Source organism: Dyella sp. (genome assembly GCF_035503745.1).
Taxonomy (GTDB): domain Bacteria; phylum Pseudomonadota; class Gammaproteobacteria; order Xanthomonadales; family Rhodanobacteraceae; genus Dyella_B.
The window spans coordinates 269,012-295,653 of record NZ_DATJTC010000011.1; the positions used below are offsets into that span (position 1 = coordinate 269,012).

The following is a 26,642-nucleotide window of genomic DNA, read 5'->3' on the forward strand; positions in this document are numbered from 1 at the left end:
TTTGAGGCTCCCCCGCAAGATGGCCCCTGGTCTCCCTCCTTTCCCTCGGAGGGAGGCCAGGGAGGGCATCAGGCGTTGGCGGCCTTCAACGGCGTATCCAGCGCCTGGGCGATGCGCTGCTGCTCTTGCAGCAGGCGTGCGGGCACGCGCGGATGGAAGCCGTCGAGGTATTGGCCGATGGCAAGCAGCTCGGCCTGCCAGCCGGGTATGTCGAGGTAAAGCAGTTCGGCCAGCGTTTCGCGCGGCAGTTCCAGTCCGTCGAGCTTGAGTTCGCCGTTGGCCGGCAGGATGCCGATGGGCGTATCCACGCCACGGGCCTTGCCCTCGACGCGGGCGATCATCCATTCCAGCACGCGCAGGTTTTCGCCGAAGCCCGGCCAGACGAACTTGCCGTCCTTGCCTTTGCGGAACCAGTTGACGTGGAAGATCTTCGGCAGCTTGGCGCCGGCGCGGTCGAACGAGAGCCAGTGTTTGAAGTAGTCGCCGTAGTGGTAGCCGCAGAACGGCTTCATCGCCATCGAATCGCGCCGCAGGACGCCTACCGCGCCGGTGGCGGCGGCAGTGGTTTCCGAGCCCATCGCCGCGCCCATCAGCACGCCGTGGGTCCAGTCGCGTGCTTCCATCACCAGCGGTACCAGCGAAGGGCGACGGCCGCCGAACACGATCGCGCTGATCGGCACGCCCTGGGCATCCTCGGCCTTGGGCGACCACGTCGGGCATTGCCTGGCGCTGACCGTGAAGCGCGAATTGGGATGGGCGGCCGGACCGTTGGCCGGGTCGAAGGGGCGTCCAAGCCAGTCGGTGACCGGCGTGCCGGGAAGGCCCTCCCACCAGGGCTGGTTGTCGGCGGTCAGTGCGACGTTGGTGAAGATGGTGTCGCGAGCAATCGTGTTCAGCGCGTTCGGGTTGCTGGCGGTGCTGGTACCCGGCGCGACGCCGAAGAAACCGGCTTCCGGGTTGATCGCGTAGAGACGTCCGTCCGCGCCGGGGCGCATCCAGCAGATGTCGTCGCCGACCGTCCACACCTTCCAGCCATCCCTGCGATAGCCTTCGGGCGGAATCAGCATGGCGAGGTTGGTCTTGCCGCAGGCCGAGGGGAAGGCCGCGGCGATGTAATGCGTGTGACCTTGCGGGTTTTCGATGCCTACGATCAGCATGTGCTCGGCCAGCCAGCCTTCGCTTTGCGCCTGGAAGCTGGCGATGCGCAGCGCATGGCATTTCTTGCCGAGCAAGGCGTTGCCGCCGTAGCCCGAGCCATATGACTTGATGGTCAATTCTTCCGGGAAGTGCATGATGAAGCGGCGCTCCGGATCGAGTTCGCCGGTGGAGTGCAGGCCTTTTACGAAACGGCCTTCGCGCTCGATGCGTTGCAGTGCGGCCGCTCCCATGCGCGTCATCGTGCGCATGTTGATCACCACATAGGGACTGTCGGTGATCTCCACGCCGCAGCGCGACAGCGGCGAATCGATCGGCCCCATGCAGTAGGGAATCACGTACAGGGTCCGGCCTTCCATGCAGCCGTCGAACAGCGCATCCATTTTCGCGTGCGCATCGGCCGGGGCCATCCAGTGGTTGTTGGGGCCGGCGTCGACCTCGTCTTGCGTGCAGACGAAGGTCAGGTGCTCCACGCGCGCCACGTCGGACGGGCTGGAGCGGTGCAGATAGCAGCCCGGATGGGTTGCCTGGTTCAGTTCGATCAGGTCTCCGCTGTGCAGCATCTGCTGCACCAGCGCCCGATATTCGGTATCGGAACCGTCACACCAGTGGATGGCCGCGGGGCGGGTCATAGCCGCCACGTCTTGCACCCATCGTTCGAGCGAATCGAGCTTGCCCGTCATGTTTTCCTCGCCTTGGTCTACCCATAAAAAACAGGTGCGACGCTAAGTTACGTAAACTGGCATTGCAAGGTCGCATGCAGCATCGCGCCTGTGGCCAGGTGTCGCGGCAAGGCGGCCGGGCGCCATCGGCCCGGCCTCGATGAAGGGAGGGGCGCCGGTCAGGCGGGGATCAGCGTCGCGATCATGTGTTCGACGTAGGAGTCGAACTCTTCATGACTCAAGCGAGGTAGACCGAGCGTGAAATTCAGTTGAAGGAAGCCGACATACGCCGCATAGGTGAGCCGGGCGCGGTTGAGCGCCTGGGCCGGATCAAGGCCCGCCTCGGTAAAGGCGGTGTGCAGAAATTCGGTGCGGCGCTTGGAAACACGGGCCATCACCGGCACCACCAGCGGGTGGTCCAGGGCCTTCAGCAGCGCCGCGTAGACGCGGTGCGGCTGCAATTCATGAGCAACCCGGCGGAACAGTTCCGGCAGGCGTTCGCGCGGATCGGGAATGGCCTCGATCTGGCTGATGATTTCGCGTTCGCCATACTGCTCCCAGCGCTCCAGTGCAGCCTGCAGCAGCGCTTCGCGGGTGCGGAAGTGCCAGTAGAAGCTGCCTTTGGTCACGCCAAGTTGACGTGCAAGGGCTTCGACGGCCAGCGCGCCGACGCCTTGTTCGGCGATCAGGTTAAGGGCGGCGTCTTCCCAATCTTCGGCGGAAAGGCGCGAACGTTCAGGTTTTTGGCGGACATTCATACCCGTATGGTAGCTGATATGCGACTGGCGCTGGGTTGGCGCCGATTCCGGGGCTTGGTTGACGGCGCCTGCGCGGACGATCCATACTCACGCGTATGGAATCACTTCATCCCCACCGGATTTCCTTCACGGCTGGCGACGGTTTGCCGCTGGCCGTCGATCTGCGCCACCGGCAAGGGCAGCCGACGCTGCTGTTCGCGCACGGATTCGGCCAGACGCGCGGTGCCTGGAACGCGGCTGCCGCAACGATGGCCGCGCGCGGCTGCCGCTGCGTAAGTTTCGACAGCCGCGGGCATGGCGAAAGCGGCCGGGTAGCGGGCGGCCACTATCACATGCAGCAATTCGTCGAGGACCTGGTGGCGCTGGCTCACGCGCAACCGGAACCGCCGATCCTGGTGGGGGCGTCGATGGGCGGCCTGCTGGGCCTGGTGCTGGCCGGCGAGCTGCGGCCTTCGCCGTTCCGCGCGCTGGTGCTGGTGGACATTACCCCGCGCTGGGAAACCTCCGGCGTGGAACGCATCCTTGCCTTCATGCAGGCGCATCCGGACGGTTTTGCCAGCTACGCTGAAGCGGCCGAGCAGATCGCCGCTTATCTGCCGCAACGCAAAGAGAAGAAAAGCGAGCAGCAATTGCGCCCGCTGCTGCGCGAAGGCGCGGATGGACGCCTGCGCTGGCACTGGGACCCGGCCTTGCTCGCCGGCGACCTGATCGGCGAAAGCGAACGCTACCAGCCGCGCCTGCTCGCCGCCGCGGCGAAGGTAGAGGTGCCGGTGCTGCTGCTGTCGGGCGAACGCAGCGATGTCGTGTCGCATCGCACGGTCGAAGAATTCCTCGCCCTGGTGCCGCATGCGCGTCACGTGCAAGTACCGGGCGCCACCCATATGCTGGCCGGGGATGCCAACGATGCATTCACGGCGCAGATAGCAGGCTTCATCGCGAGCCTGAAACCGGCCGATGCCGCGCGCGACGCGGTGGCCAAGCAACCTGCAACGAGGTGTTGAGATGTCCGTACTCCTGACCGTGCTGGCAGCGCTCATCGCGACCGGCGCCTGCGCTTACCATCGCAGCAGCCTGCGTACCTGGGCGATCGCCACGCTCGCCGCCACGCTCGTCGTGGGCCTCCTGGCGAAAGCGCCGGTGACGACGGCGGTGCTGCTGATCATCGAACTGCTGATCGCCGTGCCGCTGCTGCTGGTCGATTTCCGCCGCAAGCAGATCAGCGCGCCGCTGCTCAAAGTGTTCGCGAAGGTGACGCCCAAGCTATCGGACACCGAGCAGACCGCGCTGGAAGCGGGCACCGTCGGTTTCGAAGGCGAACTGTTCTCCGGCAAGCCGGATTGGCATGAGCTGCTCAAGCAGCCCAAGCCGGCATTGAGCGTGGAGGAACAAGCCTTCCTCGACGGCCCGGTGGAGCAGTTGTGCGGCATGATCGACGACTGGCAGATCACCCACGAGCTGGCCGACCTGCCGCCGGACGTGTGGGACTTCATCAAGAAGAACCGATTCTTCGGCATGATCATTCCCAAGCAGTACGGCGGTCTGGGTTTCTCGGCACTGGCGCATTCGGCGGTGCTGCAGAAACTGGCCACCATGTCCGCGACGGTGGCGTCCACCGTGGCGGTGCCCAACTCGCTCGGTCCGGCCGAATTGCTGCTGCACTACGGCAGCGACGAGCAAAAGAATTTCTACCTGCCGCGCCTGGCCGTCGGCGAGGAAATTCCGTGTTTCGCGCTTACCGGCCCGTATGCCGGTTCCGACGCCACCTCCATTCCCGACTACGGCACGGTGTGCAAGCAGATGGTCGATGGCGTGGAAACCATCGGCATGAAGCTCAACTTTGACAAGCGCTACATCACGCTGGCGCCGGTCGCCACGGTCGTGGGCCTGGCCTTCCGCCTGTACGATCCCGAGCACCTGCTGGGCGACAAGGAAGACCTCGGCATCACGCTGGCGCTGCTGCCGCGCGAGACGCCAGGGCTGGAAATCGGCCGCCGCCATTTTCCGCTCAACATCCCGTTCCAGAATGGTCCGGTGCGCGGCAAGGACATCTTCGCGCCGCTGTCCACGCTGATCGGCGGCCCGCACATGGCCGGCCACGGCTGGCGCATGCTGGTGGAATGCCTGTCGGTGGGGCGCGCGATTTCGTTGCCGTCCAACGCCACCGGTGGCGTGCGCATGGCCGTGGCCGCTACCGGCGCCTACGCGCGCATGCGCAAGCAGTTCGGCCTGGCGGTGGCGCGCTTCGAAGGCGTGGAAGAAGCGCTGGCGCGCATCGGCGGCCTCACCTATGCCACGGCGGCGTTGTCGCGCGCTACCGCCGCCGCGGTCGATCGCGGCGAGAAACCGGCCGTGCCTTCGGCCATTGCCAAGTACCACGCCACCGAATGGGGTCGCGCCATCGCGGGCGATTCAATGGACGTGCACGGCGGCAAGGCGGTGCAGCTGGGCCCGAAGAACTATGCCGGCCGCGCCTGGCAGGGTGTGCCCATCGCCATTACGGTGGAAGGCGCGAACATTATGACGCGCAGCCTGATGATCTTCGGCCAGGGTGCGATCCGCTGCCATCCCTACGTGTTGAAGGAAATGCAGGCACTGTCGATCGCCGATTACGGCGAGCGCCTGAAAACCTTCGACCGCGCGCTGTTCGGTCACATCGGCTTTGGCCTGTCCAACGCCGTGCGCAGCTTCGTGCTGGGCCTGACCTTTGCGGGCATCGGCGATGCGGCGGGCGATGCGTACACGCGCCGCTACTACCGCAAGATCAATCGCTACTCCGCCGCGCTGGCGCTGTGCGCCGATACCTTCATGGGCGTGCTGGGCGGCAAGCTGAAGTTCAAGGAAAAGCTGTCCGCGCGACTGGGCGACGTGCTGAGCTATCTGTACATCGCCAGCGCCATGCTCAAGCGTTACGAAGACAGCGGCCGTCCGGAAGCGGATCGTCCGCTGCTGGCCTGGGCTTTCCACGAATGCATGTGGCGCACGCAGATGGCGCTGGATGGCGCGATTCGTAATTTCCCGGTGCGCCCGGTGGCGTGGCTGTTGCACGTGTTGGTGTTTCCGTTCGGTCGCCGCGAGGTGCCGCCGTCGGATCGCCTGGGCCGTCGCGTGGCCGCCATCATCACCGCGCCGGGCGAAGCGCGCGATCGCCTGCTGGAATGGGCGTATCTGACGCCGACGGCCAATAACACGGTGGGCCGCATGAACCAGTTGCTGCCGGACGTGATCGCCGCCGAGCCGGTCGAGCGCAAGTTCGGCAAGGCACTGAAGGCGGGCCAGTTCACCTCGCACGACTACCTCGGCCAGTTGGACGAGGCGGTGAAGGCGGGCGTGATCGATGCCAGCGAAGCGACCCTGCTCAAGCGCGTGCGCGAAGGCGTGTTCGAATTCATTTCGGTGGATGATTTCGATCCGGCCCAATTGCGCTCCGCGCTCAACCGCCAGGACGAGGCCAAGTCCGCCGACACCACGCAACGCGCGGCGTGACGGTCAATACGAAGACGGCGGCCGAGGCCGCCGTCTTGCTTTGGGGAAATGCATGAGTGCGTCGTTGCTGTCTTTGTATCGCCGCATGGCACGCTGGCCGGCAGGGCATTGGTTGTTCTCGCGCGCTGTGTGTTTTCGCGCACCCTACTTTTCCACCATTTCGCCGCGTTTCCTTGCGCTGGAGCCGGGCCGCTGCGAAGTGCGCATGCGCGACCGCCGACGCGTGCACAATCACCTGGGTACGGTGCACGCGATTGCGTTATGCAACCTGGCTGAACTCAGTGCCGGCGTGATGGCCCAGGCGAGCATGCCGCCGGGCATGCGCTGGATTCCCAAGGCTATGAGCGTGGAGTATCTGGGCAAGGCGATCGGCAGCATGCATGCCATTGCCGTGCCTGAAGTTGAGCTCGCCACGCAGGAAGCGAGCCAGGAGTGGCCGGTGGGCGTACAGATTGCCGACGCGCAAGGTGCCGTGGTTTTTCGCGCGCGCATTGTGATGTGGGTGTCGCGGCGAAAAGATGGCGCCGTCCGCGCGGCCTGAGTCGGCGCAACCGTCTACGCCTGTGCGCCCCATGCGCCGCCGGTCAGCCGGTCCTGAGCCGTGCGGCAGGCAGCCGGGCAGCTCGCCCGGTGTCCTTCGTCACGCAGAAAAATGGGCGGCGCCGGCACGTGGACGGCGTTACTGGGCGGCCAGTACGCAACCGTTCTTGCCGTTGTCCTTGGCCTGGTAGAGCGCGTGGTCGGCGGCCTGGATCAGGGCCTCGTCGGAGTGGATATGATCGTTCCACAAAGCGATGCCGATGCTCGCGCTTACGTGCGCGGTGAAATCGCCGCGCGGACCGTTCAACGGATAAGGCCGGGCCAGCAGGTCGCAGATCTGCTGGCAGCGTTCCATCAGCGGCGGCAGGTCGCCGACGTCTTCGAAGATCAGGGCGAATTCATCGCCGCCCAGCCTCGCCACCGTATCGTTGCTGCGCACCTGATGGTTCAGGCGAGCGGAGATGGCTTGCAGCAGCGCATCGCCGGCTGGATGGCCATAGGTATCGTTGATGGCCTTGAAGCCGTCGATGTCGATCAAGGCCAGCGCGAAGCGGCTTTCGTCCCGATCGCCCCGTTGCATGGCCGCGCGCAGGCGATCATGGAACAGCACGCGATTGGGCAGGCCCGTGAGCATGTCGTGCGTGGCCTGGTGGCGCACCGTGGCTTCCACGCGCTGGCGCTCGCCGATTTCCACCTGCAGCTGGGCGTTGCGCGCGGACAGCTCTTCCAGGGTTTGCTGCAGTTGCATTCGTGCCGCGTGCAACTCAAGGAAAACGCGCACCTTCGATTGCAGGATCGCGTCGTTGATCGGCTTGGCGATGTAATCCACCGCGCCGGAGCGATAGCCTTTCATGCGATTGAGGTCGTCCGCGTAGGCGGCGGTGACGAAAATCACCGGCGTGTCGCGCAACTGTTCGGCTTCGCCCAGCAAGGCGGCGACTTCAAAGCCGTCCATGTCGGGCATGTTCACATCGAGCAGGATCAGGGCGAACTGTTGATCCAGGCACAGCGACAAGGCTTCGTTGCCGCTAGTAGCCTCCACCAGCTCGGCGCCGCAATCGGCCAGCAGGCGGCGCATGGCGATCAGGTTGGCGCGCGTATCGTCGACGATAAGAATCTTGGGCAGCGACATAGTCATACCAGGCACAAGCGATTGAGCAAGGGGGCGATATCGTTCAAATTGACGCAATAATCCGCGCCGGCTATCTCCAGCGCGGCGCGCGGCATGACCGGTGCTTGCGCATCCTCCGGCGTCTGCACGATGGCCGTACCGCCCAGCTCGCGAATGCGGCGCAAGCCGTTGGAGCCATCCGCATTGCCGCCGGTGAGCACGACCCCGATCAGCGCGCTGCGCCAGACTTCCGCGGCGGTGGTGAACATCACGTCAATGGAGGGCCTAGCGTGGTTGACGCGCGGGTCCACCGACAGCGCAAAATGCAGATCCGCTTCCACCAGCAGGTGGTAGCCGCTGGGCGCCAGATGAACGACGCCGGCGCGCACCGGGTGACGTTCCTTCGCCTCGATGACCGGTAGCGGCGAGGCGCGGCCCAGCACTTCGCACAGCAGGTCCACCGTATCGGAACTGCTGTGGCAACACACCAGGATAGCCTGGCGCAGCGCGCCATCCAGGCCGCCGAGCACGGTCTTCAGCGCGTCCACGCCGCCAGCGGAACACCCCACGGCGATGGCGCCCGGTGCGTTCATGCGGCCTTGTGCTCCGTGCGGCCGGCGAGGCGGTAGATGCGCATTTTTTCCTCGAACGCGGTGAAATCGCGAGCCGCGCTGGCGTAGTCCAGGCTTTCGCGCAGGCCCAGGCACAGGTAGCCGCCGCGTACGAGGCTCTCGCGGAAAAGCGTCAAGACGCGGTCCTGCAGGGTGTTGGAAAAGTAGATCAGCACGTTGCGGCAGAAGATTAGATGCGCTTCGCAAAATACGCCGTCCGATACCAGGTTGTGTCGCGCGAAGGTGACGTTGCGGCGCAGGCGCTGGTCGATCTTCAACAGGCTGTAGCGCGCGCTGTAGTAGTCGGCCAGCGAGCGCGTGCCGCCGGCCGCCTGGTAGTTGCGCGACCATTGCTGCGCGTCGCGCACAGGATAGATGCCTTCTTCGGCCTGCTGCAGTGCGTGTTCGCTGAGGTCGGTCGCAAAAATCTGCGATCGTTCGTACAGGCCCGCCTCTTCCAGCAGGATCGCCAGCGAATAGACCTCCTGCCCGTGTGCGCAACCGGCCTGCCAGATGTTGATCTGCGGATACGACGCCAGCAGTGGCAGCACTTGTTCGCGCAAAGCGAGAAACATGGCCGGGTCGCGGAACATGTCCGAGACCGGCACGGTAAGCCCATCCAGTATCTGGGGCAACAACTCCGCCTCGTGCATGGTGCGTTCGATCAGGCCGCTGATGCTGCGGCAGCGCAGCTGCTGCGCCAGCTGCTGCACGCGGCGCTTGAACGAGGCAGGCGCGTATTGGCTGAAGTCGTAGCCGTGGCGACGCTGCAGCGCCTGCACGAACAGATCCACTTCCATGTTTTCCAGTTCAGGCCTGTCCATCGTCATCCCGGTATCAGCGACGCAGCCACACGTGCATCATCGAGGCGAGCTTGTCCAGGTCGATCGGCTTGGACAGGTAATCGTTGGCACCGGCCTCCAGGCATTGCTCGCGGTCGCCGCGCATGGCTTTGGCGGTGAGCGCGATGATCGGCAAGCGGTTCAACGCAGGCTGGGCGCGGATGGCGCGGGTCGCTTCGTAGCCATCCATGCCCGGCATCATGATGTCCATCAGCACCAGTTCGATCTGGTTGTTTTCGGCCAATACGTGCAGGGCTTTCTCGCCGTCCTGGGCCATGCTGACCTGCAACCCCCAGCCGCGCAGTACCTTGGACAGCGCAAACAGGTTGCGCATGTCATCGTCCACCAGCAGCACGTGGTGGCCGGCCAGGCCGTCCTGGCTGGCGGGAGAAGCGCTGGTTTCCGTCGCGCCCTCCGCGCGGCGGATGCTGTGCAGGAACAGGCTCACTTCGTCCAGCAGGCGCTCGGGCGAACGCACGCCTTTGATCACGATGCTGTCGGTGTACTGGCGGATGCGCAGGTTTTCCTCGCGGCTCAGCTCGCGTCCGGAATACACCACTACCGGCGGAATGCTGCCGCTCTCGGCCAGCCGCTCAAGCAACTCCGTGCCCGACATGCCGGGCAGGCCAAGATCGAGCACGATGCAGTCGTAGCCGGTGTGCGTGATTTTCTGCAGCGCTTCCTCGCCGGAGCCGGCCTCGTCGATCGATACGTCATCCTGGTTGAGGAGCATGCGCACTGCGCTGCGCGCGTTGGCATCGTCGTCGACGACCAGCAGGTGGCGCGTGCGTCCGGTGGCGAAATGCAGCAGGCGCTCGAAGGCCTCGTTGATGGCTTCGCGCGTGACCGGCTTGGTGAGAAAGCCTACCGCGCCCAATTCGCGTCCGCGTCCGGCCTCGTCGGTGGCCGAGAGGAAATGCACGGGGATATGGCGTGTGACCGGATCGGCCTTCAAGCGCTCGATCACCGTCCAGCCATCCATGCCGGGCAGCATCACGTCCAGCAGCACGCCGATCGGATGATAGCGTCGCGCCAGTTCCAGCCCGCTTTCGCCGTTCACCGCGTGCAGCATGCGATGGCCTTTCTGGCGCACGATATCGGCAAGGATGCGCGCGAAGGCGGGATCGTCTTCGACGATCAGTATGACGCTGTCGCCGGGGGCGATGCGCTCGCGATCGTCGTTGACGCCTTCGGCGGGCAGCAGGGCGCGCGTTACCGGTTTGGGTACGGGCGGATGCGCGGTGGCCGGCGTGCCGGTGTGTTCCTGCGCGGCGCTGCGTTCGGGTACCAGGAGGACGAATTCGCTGCCCTGGCCGATCTCGCTGCGCAGCACGATGTCGCCGCCCAGCAGCGCGGCCATGCGCCGGGAGATGCTAAGACCCAGCCCGGTACCGCCAAACTGGCGGCTGGTGCTGCTGTCGGCTTGTTCGAAGGCGTTGAAGATGCGCTCAAGCTTGTCGGCGGAAATACCGATGCCGCTATCCTTCACGCTGATCGCCAACAGTGTCTGCCCTTGCAGTGCGTCGGGTACCGGCAGGTCGCCCGCGGGTCGGCCGATGATCACCCGCACGCTGCCCTTGGGAGTGAATTTGAAGGCATTGGCGAGCAGATTGTTGGCGATCTGCTCCAGCCGGTTCGGATCGGTGTGGATCTGTTCGGGCAAGCCGTCTTCCAGCACAACCTCGTAATGGAGCTTTTTCTCGCGCGCGACGTGGTCGAAGTTGCGCCGCAAACTGCGCACGACGTTCTGCAGCGGGTAGTCGATCAGCGACAGCTCCATCTTGCCCGCTTCGATCTTGGACAGATCCAGGATGTCGTTGATCAGGCGCAGCAGGCTCGATCCCGCGTCGTGAATGATGCGCGCCGATTCGACCTGTTCGGCATCGAGGTTGCCTTCGCGGTTGTCGGCCAGGCTGCGCGAAAGGATCAGCAAACTGTTCAGCGGCGTGCGCAGCTCGTGCGACATGTTGGCGAGGAATTCGCTCTTGTACTGGCTGGCGCGGGCAAGTTCCTCGGCTTTTTGCTGCGTCTCCTTCTGCAGCGCTTCCAGTTGCTGCTTCTGCACGCGCAAGGTGTCGGTCTTCATGCGCAATTCCTCGTTGGAGGATTGCAATTCATCGGCCTGCACGCGCAACTCTTCCTCGGAGGCGAGCAGGCGCTGGGACTGTTCCTCCAGTTCGATGGTCTTGGTTTGCAGCGTGTCGTTGGCCGAGCGAAGGGCTTGCTGCTGCTGGCGCATGGTGACGCTTGAGAGGCGAAGTTCGTCGGCCTGTTCGCGCGTCTGTTCGAGCAGATCCTGAGTGTTGACGGCGCGGTTGAGGTTTTCCAGGGTCAGCGCCGCCATCGGCAGCAGTTCGTCCAGCAGTTGCCGTTGCAGCAGGTCGGGCTGGGTGAAGCCGGCGAACTCCAGGATGCCGACCAGCTGGTCGCGCAGCAGCAAGGGAAGGATGGTGATGTGGCGCGGCATGGCCTGGCCGCTGCCGGAGTCGATGCGCAGGTAGTTGTCCGGCACATCGTCCAGGCTGATGGGCCGGTGCGATAGCGCGCATTGGCCGACAAGGCCTTCGCCCGGCACATAGGCATCGGCGCCGCCCTGCATGCGCAGACCGTAGCTGCCGAGCAGATCCAGCCGTTGCCGCGCGTTGTCGTAGCCGTAGAAGAGTGCGACGCCCGCGTGCAGCAATGGGGCCAGCCGCATGATGAAGCATTCGGCGAAATCGCGATGGCTGGTGGCTTCCTGCAGCGCGCCGGAGATGTTCGCGGCGTGGCTTTTGAGCTGCGCCTGTTGCTCGGATTCGATCACCATCTGCTTGAACACTTCCAGCGCGCGGGAGATTTCGCCGATTTCGTCGCCGCGCAGGGTGCCGCGTATTTCGATGTCGTGATCGTGCGCGGCAAGCCGCGTCATCAGATCGGTGAGCCGGCGGATCGGGCGCGTGACCATGCGCGAGGTGAGCGAGATCACCATCAGGCCCAGCAGCAGGCCGACGATCGCGCTGGCAACGTTCACGTACAGTGTTTCGGCCAGCAGGTGTTCGGCGTCGCGGGTGCGTTCGGCCAGCAATTGGCGTTCGGTGTCCGCCATCTGGTCGAGCGCGGCCGTGTAATCTTCCACGCGCACGGTGCGGCGGGCGAGATAATCGGCCTGGATGCGCGCGAGGTCTTTGGCCGCGGCATCCGCATCGGGGTTTTTCAGTGCCGCTTGCGTGGCCGACACCATCTTTTGCAGTTCGTGGCTCCACTGCAATGTCAGTGCTTCGATATGATCGATGCGCAGCTGCTGCAGCGAGTTGTCGCCGGTGAACTGGCGAAGTTCCGCCAACTGCGCGCGGAAGGTTCGGTCGCCGTCGTTCATGGCGGTCAGCTGGGTAGGGTTGTGCGAAATCAAATAGCCGCGCAAGGCCACCTGGCTGGCGAGGGCGGAGCGCTGCAGCATCTGGATCTGCAGCAACACTTGATAGGTGTGATCGGCCCAGCGGCGTGTCTGGGTTTGCCGGTTCTGCGAGACGACATTGGCCAGGCTATTGAGCAGAAACAGGCCCAGCAGCAGCCCGATCGCCAGCATGATCTTGTAGCGGATGGGCAGGTTGGCCAGCCAGGAGTATTTCTTGCGGGGAGACGACGTCACCGTGGAGCTGGCCATGCGGGATCTCGCTGATGTAGCGTGGAAGCCCCGCTGCCGGCCGGAACACCCGGGCGGCGATGGCGGTGGCCGGGAGGCCAGATTAGCGAGATGGCGGCGACGGCGGTAGCCGCCGCGGCGGTGACAGGTTTGTGAAAGCGTGCGGGGATCGCCCCCGCCGACGCCGGGTCAGACCGCCACGGATGCGGCGTGTTCGCGCGTGGCCGAGAAGCGCACCGCAGGCGAGCGCTCCTGCGCCAGCTGCAGGTTCACGCGCGAGGGGGCCAGGTAGACCAGTTCGCCGGCGGCGTCTATGCCTAAGTTCATCGCGTTCTTTTCACGGAACTCCTCCAGCTTTTTCGCATCCTCGCAATGCACCCAGCGCGCGGTTACCACGCCGACCGGTTCGAAGCTGGCGTCCACGCCGTATTCGTCTTTAAGACGGTAGGCGACCACGTCGAACTGCAGCACGCCCACCGCGCCCAGGATCAGGTCGTTGCTCATCAGGGGGCGGAAGAACTGCGTAGCGCCTTCTTCGGACAGCTGGGCCAGGCCCTTCTGCAGCGCCTTCATCTTCAGGGGGTCGCGCAGGCGCGCGCGGCGGAACAGTTCCGGCGCGAAATTGGGGATGCCCGTGAAGCTGATCGCCTCGCCTTCGGTGAAGGTGTCGCCGATGCTGATGGTGCCGTGGTTGTGCAAGCCGATCACATCGCCCGGAAAGGCGCTTTCGACGATTTCGCGGTCGCTGGCCATGAAGGTGAGCGCGTTGGCAATGCGCACTTCCTTGCTGGTGCGCGTCTGCATCATCTTCATGCCCGCGGTATAGGTACCCGAGCAAACGCGCATGAATGCGACGCGGTCGCGATGCGCCGGATCCATATTGGCCTGGATCTTGAACACGAAGCCGGTGAGTTTTTCTTCCTCCGGTTTCACTTCGCGGTTGAGCGTATGGCGCGAGCGCGGCGCGGGCGCGTGTTCCACGAAGAAATCCAGCAACAGCTGCACGCCGAAGTTGTTGACGGCGGAGCCGAAAAATACCGGTGTCAGTTTGCCGGCGAGGTACTGCTCGACGTCGAACGCATGCGAGGCTCCTTGTACCAGTTCCAGTTCCTCGCGCAATTCGTTCAGCGCCTCGGTACCGATGGCCGCCTCAAGACCCGGCGCGTGAAGACCCTTGAAGATGGTCGAATCCTGGCGCGTAAAGTTTTTGCCCGGCTCGAACACATGCACTTCGTCCAGCAACATGTGGTACACGCCCTTCAAGCGCTTGCCCATGCCGATCGGCCAGGTCAGCGGCGCGCAGGCGATGCCCAGTACCGATTCCACCTCGTCGAGCAAGTCGATCGGCGAGCGGCCTTCGCGGTCGAGCTTGTTGATGAAGGTCATGATGGGCGTGTCGCGCAGGCGACACACTTCCATCAGCTTGATGGTGCGTTCTTCCACGCCCTTGGCGCAGTCGATCACCATCAGCGCGGAGTCCACGGCGGTGAGCACGCGGTAGGTATCTTCGGAGAAGTCCGCGTGGCCGGGGGTATCGAGCAGGTTGACGATCTTGCCCTCGTAGGGAAACTGCATCACCGAGGAGGTGACCGAAATGCCGCGCTCCTTTTCCAGCGCCATCCAGTCCGAGGTGGCATGGCGCGCCGCCTTGCGGCCCTTCACGGAGCCGGCCATCTGGATCGCACCGCCGAACAGCAGCAGCTTTTCCGTCAGCGTGGTCTTGCCCGCGTCCGGATGGCTGACGATGGCGAAGGTGCGGCGGCGGTGGGTTTCTTGCAGGTGCGTGGACATAAGCGCTTGAGCGTCAGGGAAGTCGCAAACTCCCTATTTTAGCGGGATTGGGCTTCAAGCGGCGTCCTGGGGGCGCTTTGGGGGGCTTTGCTGCGCCATGTCTTCCCCGCGGCCCGGCTGCCGCAGGTGCCGCCGTGGGTCCGGTGTGGGGGATGCGGGGCAGCCGTTTCTAGGGTGGCTGGAAGGTTTCGTCGGCGCTTGGGCTCGTTGTCTGAGGCGCCGATCCGGTGCTCTTTTCGTCCGTCGGGGCCCGGGGGGGGCGCCATTACCGCGGGCCGTGAACGGGTTTCGTCATGACGCCACGCCACGCCACGTTGCGGCAGGCGCGCCGGCGCCTGATGCATCATGTTGTGCAGAGCGGCGTTACCAGGGCTCTGCATTTTTTAACTCGGCTTCCCTGCGCATGACATCACGACGCGCTTGCGCGAATGTGTGCCGGGCCGACGTGAGTTTATTCTGGACACGGGGTATTCGCATCTTTGCGTTGCACAATTCCTGCCGGCGTTGTGCGAGGTCTGTTTGGCTTTTGCTGAGTTTTTGCCTGGCCTGGAATAACCTGCTTTCTGCATCGTGATGCTGGGCTTGCGCCGAGTCCAATTGCTGCCGTGCATGGTCGTACCTGTCGTGGGTGAGGCGTTGCCGTTTTCCGGCGTTGCTCAGGCGGTTCGCTGCCGTGGCGAGCGCCTCGGTCCGTCGAGCTACCTCATCAGGGATACCGATTCGAGTGGCATCACTTAGCTTGCGTTTGGCATCCGCGACCTCGTGTTGGGCACTGACCACCTCCGCGTCGTCCAGCCGGCTACGCTCGCGAGTGGCGGCGAGCTGGTTTGAAGCACCGGTCAAATTATCCATGGCCTGGCGATGTAGCCCTTCCCAGCGGTTGACCGCTTGCAGGCTGAGGGCGACGTTCGTGTCAGCGTGATTTACATCATTTTGAGATGCCGTGACGTCCGCCTGCGATATGCGCAAATCGATCTTGAGGTCGTCGATACTGGCTTGCGCGGCATCGAGGCGATCCACGGCTTGATCAAGCTGCCTTCTGGCTTGTGCGAGGCGGGCGGCTCTCTCTTCGGGGGAGTAACCGCGGCCGCCGATCAGGCCATTGACCGGTTGCGCGTCGCCATCGCCGTGGTAGACCGCCTGCTTGGACGTCTGCTTGAGCGTCTTGGCATCGGGGTCGCGCGTAAACAGCGGTTGCGCTTGCCGGGTATTGGAGGCGTCCTTGATGTAATAGGGCGTCGAATCACCTGGTACGCGTACGGCCATCGGCTCATGGGTTGGATGATCGAAGCGAGCCAGCAACCCCGATGATCTTCCGCTAGCGGGGGAAGAAGGAAAGCCGGCGGGGCCGGGCGTTATCGATACCGAAGAGGATCGCATTTGCGCGCTTTCTTCGGGGTTCGGCCTGCCGGGGTGAGGTTCGACGGTCGGTTCAAAATGCGTCAGAACATCCGTGTCGATACGAAACATAAGCGAGCGCTCCGATAAAGCAGTGAAGTGCTTTGATTATTGGCCGCGTTCATCGGTGTCGTGACGTAAACGTGTATGAAGGGACACGACAAGAGCAGGTTGCGCGCGAGTGCGTGCGCGTCAAATCAGGGCGTCACCAGTTTTTGGTCGCGTTATTGCGCTTATTAATGTCGTTGTCTTTGGTCTTGCTTATGTTGTACGGGTTGTTCGGATCGTAAGGGTCATTCACATTGGCTGCCTGGCCCGGGTCAGGCTCGGATTTGCCTTTGCGCAGGGCCTGGGTAATGGGGAATCCATAGTCAGTGTAAAGTCCCACGAGGGGAATCTTTCTGCCCAGTCCCATGGAAATGGTGTCGATGCCGAATCCAAACTGCGCATCCTCTCGCTGTGTTTTGGTCTTGCTGAAAAGAAACTGCAGCCCCGATGGCGCGAAGGGTAGAGGAACGTAATTCATGCCACGGTAGATTTTCTTGCTGGTGACATCCCCGTTGGAGGTAATGTCGAACTTGGCATCGCGCTTGTCGTTGCCTTGGCTGATCTTGACGAGGTGCCCAAAGGGGTCGTTATAAATATCCCCGTTATCGGCGGGGAATAAATCCTGGGAAAGCCAGTTTCCAAGCTTGTGCCAGATGTTGCCGAAAGTGTTGTAGCGCGAGCCGGTAACGCCGGGGCCGCCATCGCGCCCTTCGGCGTCGTTGGCGGAAAAATGCAGCTTGGCAAAGGTTTTCAGGTCATCGTCGCTCATGTGATAAGAATCGAGAGAGCTGTAAAGATCGTCTTCGTCGCGGAAGCCTTTTACGGCTATGTCCTGGCCGCGCGTATAGAGCAGCGTGCGGCCGTTGCCTTGGATGACAAGGCAATCATTGGATCGATACCCGTTGACGACGAAGGCATGCACCTTGGGTGGATTTTTGTCGTTGGGGTTGGGGTTGAACGCGCGATTGGCGAGCGCGTAATCATCGTCGCTCAACGTGCCCTCGGCGTGTTGCGCGTCGATCTCGAACTGGGCGCGGTCCTTGAAGAGTTGACGCAGATCGTCGCCGTGCTTTTCGTAAAACCGGTCCAGCTTTCCGTAGTAGTAGGTTTTGAAATCCAGATCGTCGAGCGCCTTGTAAAAGGCGCGCGGATCGATCACATCCTTTTGTTCCGCGAAAGATGGCTTGGCATCCTTATTGTCGCAAATGTGGAAATGCTGCGAGTCCGCGGAAATAAGCCTGTACAGGTTGCTATAGGCGATTTGGGATAGCGGCGTGGATCGGATAAGGCGCCCGGCGCCGGTCTCCCTTTTTGTATCGGGATACATCGGGCCGGCACGGCTGGGCACGGTCTCGTAGATGGGTTCATATTCATTCAAATACGTGTGGTCGGGATCGATGTCCTTGCCGAAGTGGTCCTTGATGAATTGCTTCATGTAGGAAGACGATTCGGCGCTGTAGGTAGGTACATCCTGCGCAAGCTCGCGCATTCTAAGGTCGATGTTCCTTGCGCGTTGCTTAAGCTCGTGCAAGGCCACAGGGTCGATGGATGAGGTGTCAGACGTCGCATCGCCAGCGTCCGGGGCATCCGTGGATGAAGTGGTGCTTGCGGTCGAGGTGTTTGCGGGTGGCGCAGTGCCGGTGGCGGGCGTGGTTGCCGATGGCCGGGCGGTAAAGGCCGGTGCACTTGCCGATGATGTGCTTTTGGATGGGCTGGCGAAAGGATTTGCATTGGCTATGACCGTCGGTCTAGCCGATACCGAAATGCCTTGGCCGGTGTCAGTTGGCGGATCGGAGGGTGGCGTGTTGCTGAAAGCAGGCGATACGTTTTGGGTGATCGTGGTCATGGATTGAAAGAAGAACTCACGGCGTATGGGCGCACTTGGGCGAGGTATCCACCGAAGATAGGTGCCATGCACGGCATGGTGGCAGTGAGCATGTAACGCCGTACTTTGCGCCGTATGTTCATACTGCCGGCGAGGTTCGTGGTCACCTACGCACGGGAGTGTTTCTTATGTTTGGTATTACCCCACATGTCCCAACACATGTCGCGCCGCACCCTTTAGCCGGTTCGGAGAGTCATCCCAAGTTGCGCGGTTCCGAAGGCGATGCCGGCACGCATTCGCTATCGGCGTTGGTTACGCCGGGCACTGCCGGCTTTTCCTCCTCGCCCGCAAGCGGCAGGGCATCGGGACTTTTGGCGAAATTCGATAAGCCGGACACCGGCTATGAGTCCGTGAAGCTGCCGGGCGATACGAGCGACTATGCTGTGAAGAGTGATTCCGGCACGGGCCGCAGCCGCTCGCTCTTGAAGTTTCATGCCGCCGCGGGCGCATACAAACAGACGTCCAAGCAGGTGGTGCGTGATGGCAGTGGAGCATGGACGCTTGATACGGGCCTTCCGGGCGGCGGACAAAAATCCACCAAGCACGCCAGCTCAAGCAGGGATGATGGCGATCAAGGGAGCGGTTACGAAACGAGCACAACGGACAAGACGCCTCTGTTTGGCAAAAGCTCCGGTCGCTCGCAAGCGGGGCATTCGTTCAGCGATCGAAGTACCTGGAATAATGCCAGTACAGGCGCGAAGCCCGTTCCGTCAACTTCTTCGCGTGCCGCATCCTCCTTTAAGGCGAGCAAGGCCGCCACATTCGATTCGTATGTATCGGGTCCATTCGCTAGAGATTGGCGAATAAAAGATTCGGGGGATGGGAAGAGTAAGAACTGGGTTATTGAAGATGGTAAAGGCGGGTACGCGCCTGGCGATTCTTCGCTCGATAGCATGGTTCCCGTACGCATATGGATTGGCGGACCGGATCACGGTAAGGGTTACTTTAAAGAGAATGCCAAGGTGATGTGGCCGGAGTCGCGGGCAGGGCATTCGTCCGGCAATCGAAGTGCCTGGAGCAACCCTGGTACAGTTGGAACCAGCGCGCTGCCTGGTCCGTCAACCTCTTCGGGCACCTCATCATCCTTGCTTGCGCGCGACTTCTACATACCGGGCGCACCGGGCCAATTCGGTGGACCTCGGCGACCGAACGATTCGGGGAGCGGCGGGGATAAGTCTTGAGCTGTTTTCGGCGGCAAAGGTGGGTGCAAGCATCGCCATTGGGTTGATGCCGGCGTGTCTGTCTACGCGGTGCCCCGTTGGGTCGCATAAATAGAAGGGCGACTTTCACATGTCTGGCGAGATGGCGATGCGTCAATTTTGAGCCTTCCCTGCGGAAATTCGATCAAGTTGGTCCGCCGGATGCAGGCTGGCTGAGCTTGGTCGCGGACCGATGGCGCCTCGGCGTTGACGGCACGTTGCCACGGTGTGGCCACTTGAAGCCGGCCATAAAAAAAGCCCGGGCGAAACCCGGGCTTTTTTATCTCAACGACGGAAGCGGAAATTACTTCGCTTCCTTCTCCATCAACTTGGCAACCATGCTCGCCGGCACTTCTTCGTAATGATCGAAGATCATCGAGAAGGTACCGCGGCCGCTGGTGGCCGAGCGCAGGAAGTTGATGTAGCCGAACATTTCCGCCAGCGGCACGAAGCCCTGCACGAAAGCGTTGGTGCCCTTCTGGCCCTGTTCGCTGATCGAACCGCGGCGGCGGTTGATGTCGCCGATCACGTCGCCGAGGTAGTCGGCTTCGGTGACCACTTCAAGCTTCATCACCGGCTCCAGCAGCTTGGGCTTGGACATCCTCTGCGCTTCGCGGAAGCAGGCGCGGCCGGCGATTTCGAAGGCGAGCGCGGAGGAGTCCACGTCATGGAACTTGCCGTCGATCAGGCGCGCCTTGAAATCCAGCACTTCGTAGCCGGCGACCTGGCCCTGGCGCGATTCCACCGTGATGGCGTGTTCCACCGCTGGGATGTATTCGCGCGGCACGCGGCCGCCGACGATTTCGTCGGAGAACACCACGCCGCTGCCCGGTTCGCCCGGTTCGAAGATCATCTTCACTTCGGCGAACTGGCCCGAACCGCCGGACTGCTTCTTGTGCGTGTAGGTGTGCTCGACGGTCTGGCCGAAGGCTTCGCGGAAGCTGACCTTGGGCTTGCCCATGTTCGCGTCTACGCCAAGTTCCGTGCGCATGCGGTCGATGGTGATTTCCAGGTGCAGTTCGCCCATGCCCTTGAGCACGGTCTGTCCGGTTTCCTTGTCCACTTCCATGCGCAGCGACGGGTCGGCCTTCACCATCTTGTAGAGCGCGGTGGAGAGCTTGTCGATGTCGTTGCGGCTCTTGGGCTCCACGGCAACGCTGATCACCGGGTCGGGGAAGCGCATGCGCTCCAGCAGCACGGGGCTGGACGGATCGGTGAGCGAGTCGCCGGTTTCGGTTTCCTTCATCGAGACGAACGCGCAGATGTCGCCGGCGCGCACTTCCTCGATGTCCTTGGTGGCGTTGGCCTGCACTTCCACGATGCGGCCGATGCGCTCTTTCTTGCCGCGCGTGACGTTCTGCAGCGTGTCGCCCTTCTTGATCACGCCCGAGTAGATGCGGCAGAAGGTGAGGGTGCCGAACTGGTCGTTGATGACCTTGAAGGCCAGCGCGCGCGCCGGGGCTTCATCGACCACGCCCTGTTCGCCGACCACGTTGCCGTCTTCGTCCACCAGGCCGATGCCGCCGTTTTCGCCCGGGAACGGCATGTAGTCGACCACGCCGTCGAGCAGCTGCTGCACGCCCTTGTTGCGGTAGGACGAGCCGCAGAAGATCGGTACCAGCTTGCCCTGCACGCAACCGGTGCGGATGCACTTCTTGAGCAGTTCCAGGCTGTAGTCGCCGCTGTTGACGAAGGTTTGCACGTCGCCGGCATGCAGCAGCTTGTCGAACGCTTCATCGTCCATTTCCAGCGCTTTTTCGATGGTTTCCTCGCGCAGCGCGGCGAGGTTGCCCACCCATTCCTTGTCGGCGGCGGTGGTGAACGCCTGCACCTTGGGATGGTTGGCGACTTCGTCCAGCGGAATGGTTTCCCACTTGCTGTCCTTGTCGTGGCCCTGCCAGATGTAGCCCTGGCCGGCGACCAGGTCGACCATGCCGATGAAATCGTCGTGGCTGCCCAGCGGAATCTGGCACAGCACGGCGTTGGCGCCCAGGCGGTTCTTGATGCCTTCCACGGCGTGCTTAAAGTTTGCGCCGATGCGGTCCATCTTGTTGATGTAGCACATGCGCGGCACGTTGTACTGGTCGGCCAGGCGCCAGTTGGTCTCGGTCTGCGGTTCCACGCCGGCCACGCCGTCGAACACCACCACGGCGCCGTCGAGCACGCGCAGGCTGCGGTTCACTTCGATGGTGAAGTCCACGTGGCCTGGGGTGTCGATCACGTTGATCTGGTGGCCCTTCCACTCGGTGGACACGGCGGCGGACTGGATGGTGATGCCGCGCTTGCGTTCCTGCTCGAGGTAGTCGGTGGTGGTGGAGCCCTTGCCGTCCTTCGTGTCGTGCACGTCGACGATCTGGTGCTTCTTACCGGTGTAGTACAGCACGCGTTCGGTCGTGGTGGTTTTGCCGGCGTCGATGTGGGCGATGATGCCGATGTTGCGGTACAGGCTTAGGGGTTTTTGGCGAGCCACGGTCTTGGTTCCGTAAGTAAAAGTCGTTGGGCGAACAGGGGGCGGACACTCCAGCGCTGTCCGCAAGCGTACGTTTTCAATGTGTATCCAGCGTTTCCGGGTGCTGGCGGCCGCCTTCGGGGGCGATATCGGTCAGCAGATCCTCGTAGAAGGCGCCGAACGGTTCGGTCGGGTGGGCGATCTGGATTTCCAGGACCCACAGGCCGCTGGAGGGGCGGTTTTCGAAGTCGCCCAGATCGCCGCCCTTATGGACCGAGTGCGGAAAATCGCTGATGCGATGGCCCTTGATGGCGTGGTTGAAACGCCAACCCATCGCCTCGGCGCGCTCATGGGCGTAATTATACAGGTTGTGGCCGTTTAAGCCTTCCCCGCGCCACACGGCCGCCACGTCCGCGAACAAATCGCGGGCCGCCCGGGCGCAGGCCTCCTGTTCGGGGGCCTGGCCGACCGTGAAAGTATCGCCCACGTCGCCTTCGTGGCCGTCGAACACCAGGCCCAGGTCGATGAAGTAAATGTCGTTTTCGCCCAGCCGCACGTCGGGGGCCGAGCGCTGGCGATAGGTCTTGGTGGTATTGGGGCCGATGCGGATGTACGGCGGATGCCATAGCCGCTCCATGCCCAGCTCCTTGAACACGCCGGCGGCCATGGCCTTGGCCTCCTCCTCGCCGATTCCCGGCTGCATCCGTGCGCGGATGGCGTGCAGCGCCGCCCAGGTCTGCGCGCGGGCGCGGAGCATGGCGGCGGGATCGAACCGGGTTCCAACTGCTTCGCGAGGGTCTGGGGTCATGAGGGACATACCTGAAAAGCCGGGCGGCTGCTTCAGCTCAACCAGACGCAAATGAGGCCCACGACGGCGGGAGCGGCCTGGATCCACAGCACCTTGCGCGTGGCGGTCAGCCCGCCGTAAACGCCGGCGATGAATACGCAGGCGAGAAAGAACACCTTCACATGCATGCCTTCGATGCCGCCCAGCAGCAGACCCCAGATCAGGCCGGCGGCCAGGAACCCGTTGTAGAGCCCCTGGTTGGCCGCCAGTACCTTCGATTGGGCGGCAAATTCCGCCGTAAGGCCGAATGCGCGCCGGCCCGTGGGCTTGTCCCACAAGAACATTTCCAGGATCAAAAACCACAGATGCATCAGGGCGATGATCGCGATCACGAGGTTGGCGATGGCAGACATGGGGTTGTCCCTGATGCGTGCGGCGATTACGGCAAGGCGTAGCCGAACTGGTCCTGGAATTGCCGGGCGAACTGGGCATAGGTGAAGTGCTGGTTCTGCGTGCCGGGGTGTTCCACCTTGAGCGCGCCCATCAGCGAGGCCATGCGGCCGATGGTGGGCCAGTCCCAGCCCTTCATGATGCCGAAGATCAGGCCGGCGCGATAAGCGTCGCCGCAGCCGGTGGGATCGACCACCTGGCGCTCGCGCGCGGGGGGGATTTCGTGCGTGGTGCCGTTTTCGTGGATCAGCGAGCCGCGCGGGCCCAGCGTCACGATGTAGGCCTTCACCCGCGAGGCGATTTCTGCCGCGCTCCAGCCGGTGCGCTGCTGCAGCAGCTGCGACTCGTAGTCGTTGACGATCACGTAGGTGGCTTTTTCGATCATGGCGCGGAATTCCTCGCCGTTGAATAGCGGCATGGCCTGGCCGGGATCGAAAATGAACGGCACGCCGCGCGCGGCGAATTCGTCCACGTGCTGCAGCATCGCGTCGCGGCCGTCGGGCGCCACGATGCCGAAGCTGATGTCGGGAATGCCGCGCACGTGGTTTTCGTGCGCGCTGGACATGGCGCCCGGATGGAAGGCGGTGATCTGGTTGTTGTCCAGGTCCGTGGTGATGAAACACTGCGGCGTGAACTGTTCCTCGAACACGCGGATGCCGTCCATGCGGATGCCGTGCTTGCTGAGGTGCTCGCGATACGGCGCGAAATCCTGGCCCACCGCGGCCACCGGCAGCGGGTCGCCGCCGAGCAGTTTCAGGTTGTAGGCGATGTTGCCCGCGCAGCCGCCGAATTCGCGCCGCATCCGCGGCACCAGGAAGGACACGTTCAGGATGTGCACCTGGTCGGGGATGATGTGATTCTTGAACTGGTCCTGGAACACCATGATGGTGTCGTAGGCGAACGATCCGCAGATGACGGCAGACATGACGGCAGGATGCCCCGGATAAGTGACTGGCCGCGCCGCCGCCGCGAGGCGGGCGTCGCGCCAAAGGTTTCGGCTAAAGCCCATCATCGTACCGGTAAGCTCCCCCGAAGGCGACTTTTTGCGCGCCTTATGTCCGAAAGCGGCCGCCAAAAGGGCAAAAAGGTGGCTTGCGCGGGGTCCTGCGGGGCCGATCCGGGCCGGCGCCAAAGAGGGGGGTGCGGACGCCGTCCCAGAACCTCGCCGACGCGCCCAAAAGGGCGTCTATCACCGCATTCCACAAAGCTTTCTTAACGAATATGTCCTTGCGGACAAGTGTTTTGCTGACTAGACTGGCGCGCTTACTTTTTAGCCAGAGTCACTACGCGGCGGACCCATGTTCAAGAAGTTTCGCGGGATGTTTTCCAACGATGTTTCCATCGACCTTGGCACAGCCAACACGCTTATATACGTGCGCGGCCAGGGTATCGTCCTGAACGAACCTTCCGTCGTGGCCATTCGCCAGGATCGCGGTCCGGGCGGCCCCCGCACCGTCGCCGCCGTGGGCAGCGACGCCAAGCGCATGCTGGGCCGCACGCCGGGCAACATCGCCACGGTGCGTCCGATGAAGGACGGCGTGATCGCCGACTTCACCATGACCGAGGCGATGCTGCAGCACTTCATCCGCCAGGTGCACCGTTCGCGCCTGCTGCGCCCCAGCCCCCGCGTGCTGGTCTGCGTGCCGTGCGGTTCGACCCAGGTGGAACGCCGTGCCATCAAGGAATCGGCCGAAGGCGCCGGGGCGCGCGACGTATTCCTGATCGAAGAGCCGATGGCCGCCGCGATCGGCGCCGGCATTCCGGTGCACGAGGCGCGCGGGTCGATGGTGCTGGACATCGGCGGCGGCACCTCCGAAGTGGCGGTGATCTCGCTCAATGGCATCGTCTACTCGCAGTCCGTGCGCGTGGGCGGCGACCGTTTCGACGAAGCCATCATCAACTACGTGCGCCGCAACCACGGCACGCTGATCGGCGAATCCACCGCCGAGCGCATCAAGCTGGAAATCGGCTGTGCGTTCCCGCAGAGCCAGGTGCGCGAGATCGAGATCTCCGGCCGTAACCTGGCCGAGGGCGTGCCGCGCATGTTCACGGTCAACTCCAACGAAATCCTCGAAGCCCTGCACGAACCGCTGGCCGGCATCGTCGCCGCGGTGAAATCGGCGCTGGAACAAACCCCGCCGGAACTGTGCTCGGACGTTGCCGAGCGCGGCATCGTGCTCACCGGCGGCGGCGCGCTGCTGCGCGATCTGGACCGTCTGCTATCGGAAGAAACCGGCCTGCACGTGCAGGTGGCGGACGATCCGCTGACCTGCGTGGCGCGTGGCGGCGGCAAGGCGCTGGAGCTGATCGATCAGCACGGCAGCGACTTCTTCGCCCCCGAATAAGCCAGGTCGCTCATGCCGCTAGCGCGCGAGGAATCCTCGCCCCTGTTTGCCGGCACCGCTGCCGGTACCTTGCGGCTGATCTTCTATCTTGCCCTGGCGATGGTGCTGATGGTGCTCGATCACCGCAACGGCTGGTTGTTGCGGCTGCGCTATGCGTCCGCCATCGTGGTCGAGCCGGTCTACCGCCTGGCCGCGTTGCCGGTCGATGGCATGCGTGCGCTCAGCGTCGCCTTTGCCGATCGCCGCACGCTTACCGAACAGAACCAGCGCCTGCGCGAGGATCTGCTGCTGGCCAACGCCAAGCTCAACCGCTTGAGCGCGGTCGCGCAGCAGAACGAACGGCTCAAGGAACTGCTCGACACCCAGCACAGCCTCGACTTGCGCGTGCAGATGGCACGCGTGATCGGCGTGGACCTGGGCGCCTACCGCTATCGCATGCTGATCAACCTCGGTGCGCGCGACGGGGTGAAGGCCGGCCAGCCGGTGATCGACGCGCACGGCGTGATGGGCCAGGTGGTCGATGTGCTGCCGACCTCGTCGGTGGTCATGCTGGTGACCGATCCGGACCATGCCTTGCCGGTCATGATCGAGCGCACGGGCTTGCGCACCATTGCCTATGGTTCGCGCAACGGCGAGCAGCTCACCCTGCCGATGATTCCGATCGCCGCTGACGTGCGTCCCGGCGACAAGCTGCTTACATCCGGATTGGGCGGGCGTTTCCCCGAAGGTTTCCCCGTGGGCGAAGTCCGTACGGTAGGGCCGAGCCAGACCGGCATGTTCCTCGAAGCGCATGCGCAGCCAAGCGCCGACATCGATCGCAGCGACGAAGTGCTGCTGCTGCACGATCTGGCCGAGCCGGTCGGGCCGCCGCCGCTCGCCCATCCAGCTGGGCCGCCGGCCAGCGATGCGCCGCCGCCGCCCAGTTCGGCGGCGATGGCGCGCGTAACATTGCCGGCGGGCGCGTCGTCCGCCGTGAAGCCGGCTTCCGCGCAGAGCGCCGGGGCGGTTAAGCCATGAGCCGGCAGCGTCTTTCGTTCTGGTGGTTCTACGGCACGCTGGCGTTCGCGCTGCTGCTGATGCTGGTGCCGCTGCCGCACGTGCTCGATCCGTTCAAGCCGTACTGGCCGGCGCTGGTGCTGTTGTATTGGGCGCTGGAATCGGGCGAGCAGCGCGTCACGCTGGGCCTGGCCTTCGTGTTCGGCGTGTGCGCCGACCTGCTCAACGGCGTGCTGCTGGGCGAGCAGGCACTGCGTCTGTGCGTGCTGGCCTTCATCGCCTTGCGCTTCCGATCGCGCCTGCGCTTCTTCCCGATGTGGCAGCAGACCCTGGCGGTGCTCGCGCTGTTGCTCAACGACCGCTTCCTGCTGCTGATCGTGCGCGCCTTCGCGGGCGAGTCGGCGCCGGCGGCGCTGTGGTGGGGATCGCCTTTCGTCAGTGCCGCGCTGTGGCCGTTCCTGTTTCTGCTGATGGACGACCTGCGGATGCGGTTGCGCCTGCAATGACCGC

Annotated in this window: 21 protein-coding genes; 8 read left to right on the forward strand and 13 right to left on the reverse strand. The window is 63.6% G+C overall.

Going from position 1 to position 26,642, the window contains the following annotated elements:
- Positions 1–68: 68 nt before the first annotated feature.
- Both VME63_RS05045 and VME63_RS05050 read right to left on the reverse strand, forming a co-directional pair.
- The gene (locus VME63_RS05045; RefSeq protein ID WP_325430891.1) at positions 69–1,838 is read right to left on the reverse strand and encodes a phosphoenolpyruvate carboxykinase (GTP); all 1,770 of its coding nucleotides are present in this window, start codon (positions 1,836–1,838) and stop codon (positions 69–71) included.
- Positions 1,839–1,996: 158 nt separating this feature from the next.
- Positions 1,997–2,575: a helix-turn-helix domain-containing protein gene (locus VME63_RS05050; RefSeq protein WP_325430893.1), complete on the reverse strand. Its 579-nt coding sequence runs from the start codon at positions 2,573–2,575 to the stop codon at positions 1,997–1,999.
- A 95-nt stretch (positions 2,576–2,670) separates the two neighbouring features.
- Between VME63_RS05050 and VME63_RS05055 the strand changes: the two genes are divergently transcribed.
- Genes VME63_RS05055 through VME63_RS05065 form a run of 3 tightly spaced genes read left to right on the forward strand, consistent with a single transcriptional unit; the run spans position 2,671 to position 6,599 of the window.
- Positions 2,671–3,576 carry an alpha/beta hydrolase gene (locus VME63_RS05055; RefSeq protein WP_325430895.1) on the forward strand — a complete coding sequence of 302 codons (906 nt, stop codon included), beginning with the start codon at positions 2,671–2,673 and terminating at the stop codon, positions 3,574–3,576.
- 1 nt (position 3,577) lies between these two features.
- Positions 3,578–6,058 (forward strand): acyl-CoA dehydrogenase, encoded by a 2,481-nt coding sequence (locus VME63_RS05060; protein WP_325430897.1) that lies wholly within the window; start codon positions 3,578–3,580, stop codon positions 6,056–6,058.
- A gap of 52 nt (positions 6,059–6,110) precedes the next feature.
- On the forward strand, positions 6,111–6,599 hold the full coding sequence (locus tag VME63_RS05065) for a hotdog fold domain-containing protein (protein WP_325430899.1): 489 nt from the start codon (positions 6,111–6,113) through the stop codon (positions 6,597–6,599).
- Positions 6,600–6,737: 138 nt separating this feature from the next.
- On the opposite strand, the gene VME63_RS05070 is transcribed toward VME63_RS05065, so the two are convergent.
- The 7 genes from VME63_RS05070 to VME63_RS05100 form a co-directional block, all read right to left on the reverse strand.
- Positions 6,738–7,736, reverse strand: a complete 999-nt coding sequence (locus tag VME63_RS05070; RefSeq protein ID WP_325430901.1) for a diguanylate cyclase domain-containing protein — start codon at positions 7,734–7,736, stop codon at positions 6,738–6,740.
- A complete protein-coding gene (locus VME63_RS05075) occupies positions 7,733–8,302 on the reverse strand; it encodes a chemotaxis protein CheB (RefSeq protein WP_325430903.1) in 570 nt (189 codons plus the stop codon). The genes VME63_RS05070 and VME63_RS05075 overlap by 4 nt, the downstream gene beginning before the upstream one ends.
- The gene (locus VME63_RS05080) at positions 8,299–9,144 is read right to left on the reverse strand and encodes a protein-glutamate O-methyltransferase CheR (protein WP_325430905.1); all 846 of its coding nucleotides are present in this window, start codon (positions 9,142–9,144) and stop codon (positions 8,299–8,301) included. Before VME63_RS05080 ends, VME63_RS05075 begins: the two co-directional genes overlap by 4 nt.
- A 13-nt stretch (positions 9,145–9,157) precedes the next feature.
- On the reverse strand, positions 9,158–12,805 hold the full coding sequence (locus VME63_RS05085; RefSeq protein WP_325430907.1) for a response regulator: 3,648 nt from the start codon (positions 12,803–12,805) through the stop codon (positions 9,158–9,160).
- 168 nt (positions 12,806–12,973) lie between these two features.
- A complete protein-coding gene (locus tag VME63_RS05090) occupies positions 12,974–14,575 on the reverse strand; it encodes a peptide chain release factor 3 (RefSeq protein WP_325430909.1) in 1,602 nt (533 codons plus the stop codon).
- Between the two features lie 363 nt (positions 14,576–14,938).
- Positions 14,939–16,045 carry a hypothetical protein gene (locus VME63_RS05095; RefSeq protein WP_325430911.1) on the reverse strand — a complete coding sequence of 369 codons (1,107 nt, stop codon included), beginning with the start codon at positions 16,043–16,045 and terminating at the stop codon, positions 14,939–14,941.
- 133 nt (positions 16,046–16,178) lie between these two features.
- Positions 16,179–17,510: a dermonecrotic toxin domain-containing protein gene (locus tag VME63_RS05100; RefSeq protein ID WP_325430913.1), complete on the reverse strand. Its 1,332-nt coding sequence runs from the start codon at positions 17,508–17,510 to the stop codon at positions 16,179–16,181.
- 100 nt (positions 17,511–17,610) lie between these two features.
- Between VME63_RS05100 and VME63_RS05105 the strand changes: the two genes are divergently transcribed.
- Positions 17,611–17,874, forward strand: coding sequence for a hypothetical protein (locus VME63_RS05105; protein ID WP_325430915.1), 264 nt, complete (start codon positions 17,611–17,613; stop codon positions 17,872–17,874).
- Between the two features lie 160 nt (positions 17,875–18,034).
- Positions 18,035–19,087: a hypothetical protein gene (locus VME63_RS05110; protein WP_325430917.1), complete on the forward strand. Its 1,053-nt coding sequence runs from the start codon at positions 18,035–18,037 to the stop codon at positions 19,085–19,087.
- Positions 19,088–19,409: 322 nt separating this feature from the next.
- Here VME63_RS05110 and fusA read toward each other — a convergent pair whose 3' ends face one another.
- The 4 genes from fusA to VME63_RS05130 form a co-directional block, all read right to left on the reverse strand.
- Positions 19,410–21,575: an elongation factor G gene (gene fusA, locus VME63_RS05115; RefSeq protein WP_325430919.1), complete on the reverse strand. Its 2,166-nt coding sequence runs from the start codon at positions 21,573–21,575 to the stop codon at positions 19,410–19,412.
- 76 nt (positions 21,576–21,651) lie between these two features.
- A complete protein-coding gene (locus VME63_RS05120) occupies positions 21,652–22,311 on the reverse strand; it encodes a M24 family metallopeptidase (RefSeq protein WP_325430921.1) in 660 nt (219 codons plus the stop codon).
- A gap of 83 nt (positions 22,312–22,394) precedes the next feature.
- Positions 22,395–22,754, reverse strand: coding sequence for a DUF1304 domain-containing protein (locus VME63_RS05125; RefSeq protein ID WP_325430923.1), 360 nt, complete (start codon positions 22,752–22,754; stop codon positions 22,395–22,397).
- Between the two features lie 26 nt (positions 22,755–22,780).
- Positions 22,781–23,716, reverse strand: a complete 936-nt coding sequence (locus VME63_RS05130) for a carbohydrate kinase family protein (RefSeq protein ID WP_325430925.1) — start codon at positions 23,714–23,716, stop codon at positions 22,781–22,783.
- 373 nt (positions 23,717–24,089) lie between these two features.
- Here VME63_RS05130 and VME63_RS05135 point away from each other — a divergent pair, with 373 nt between their 5' ends.
- Genes VME63_RS05135 through mreD form a run of 3 tightly spaced genes read left to right on the forward strand, consistent with a single transcriptional unit; the run spans position 24,090 to position 26,638 of the window.
- A complete protein-coding gene (locus VME63_RS05135) occupies positions 24,090–25,136 on the forward strand; it encodes a rod shape-determining protein (protein ID WP_325430927.1) in 1,047 nt (348 codons plus the stop codon).
- Between the two features lie 12 nt (positions 25,137–25,148).
- Positions 25,149–26,153, forward strand: coding sequence for a rod shape-determining protein MreC (gene mreC, locus VME63_RS05140; RefSeq protein ID WP_325430929.1), 1,005 nt, complete (start codon positions 25,149–25,151; stop codon positions 26,151–26,153).
- The gene (gene mreD, locus VME63_RS05145) at positions 26,150–26,638 is read left to right on the forward strand and encodes a rod shape-determining protein MreD (protein WP_325430931.1); all 489 of its coding nucleotides are present in this window, start codon (positions 26,150–26,152) and stop codon (positions 26,636–26,638) included. Before mreC ends, mreD begins: the two co-directional genes overlap by 4 nt.
- The last annotated feature ends 4 nt before the right edge of the window (positions 26,639–26,642 follow it).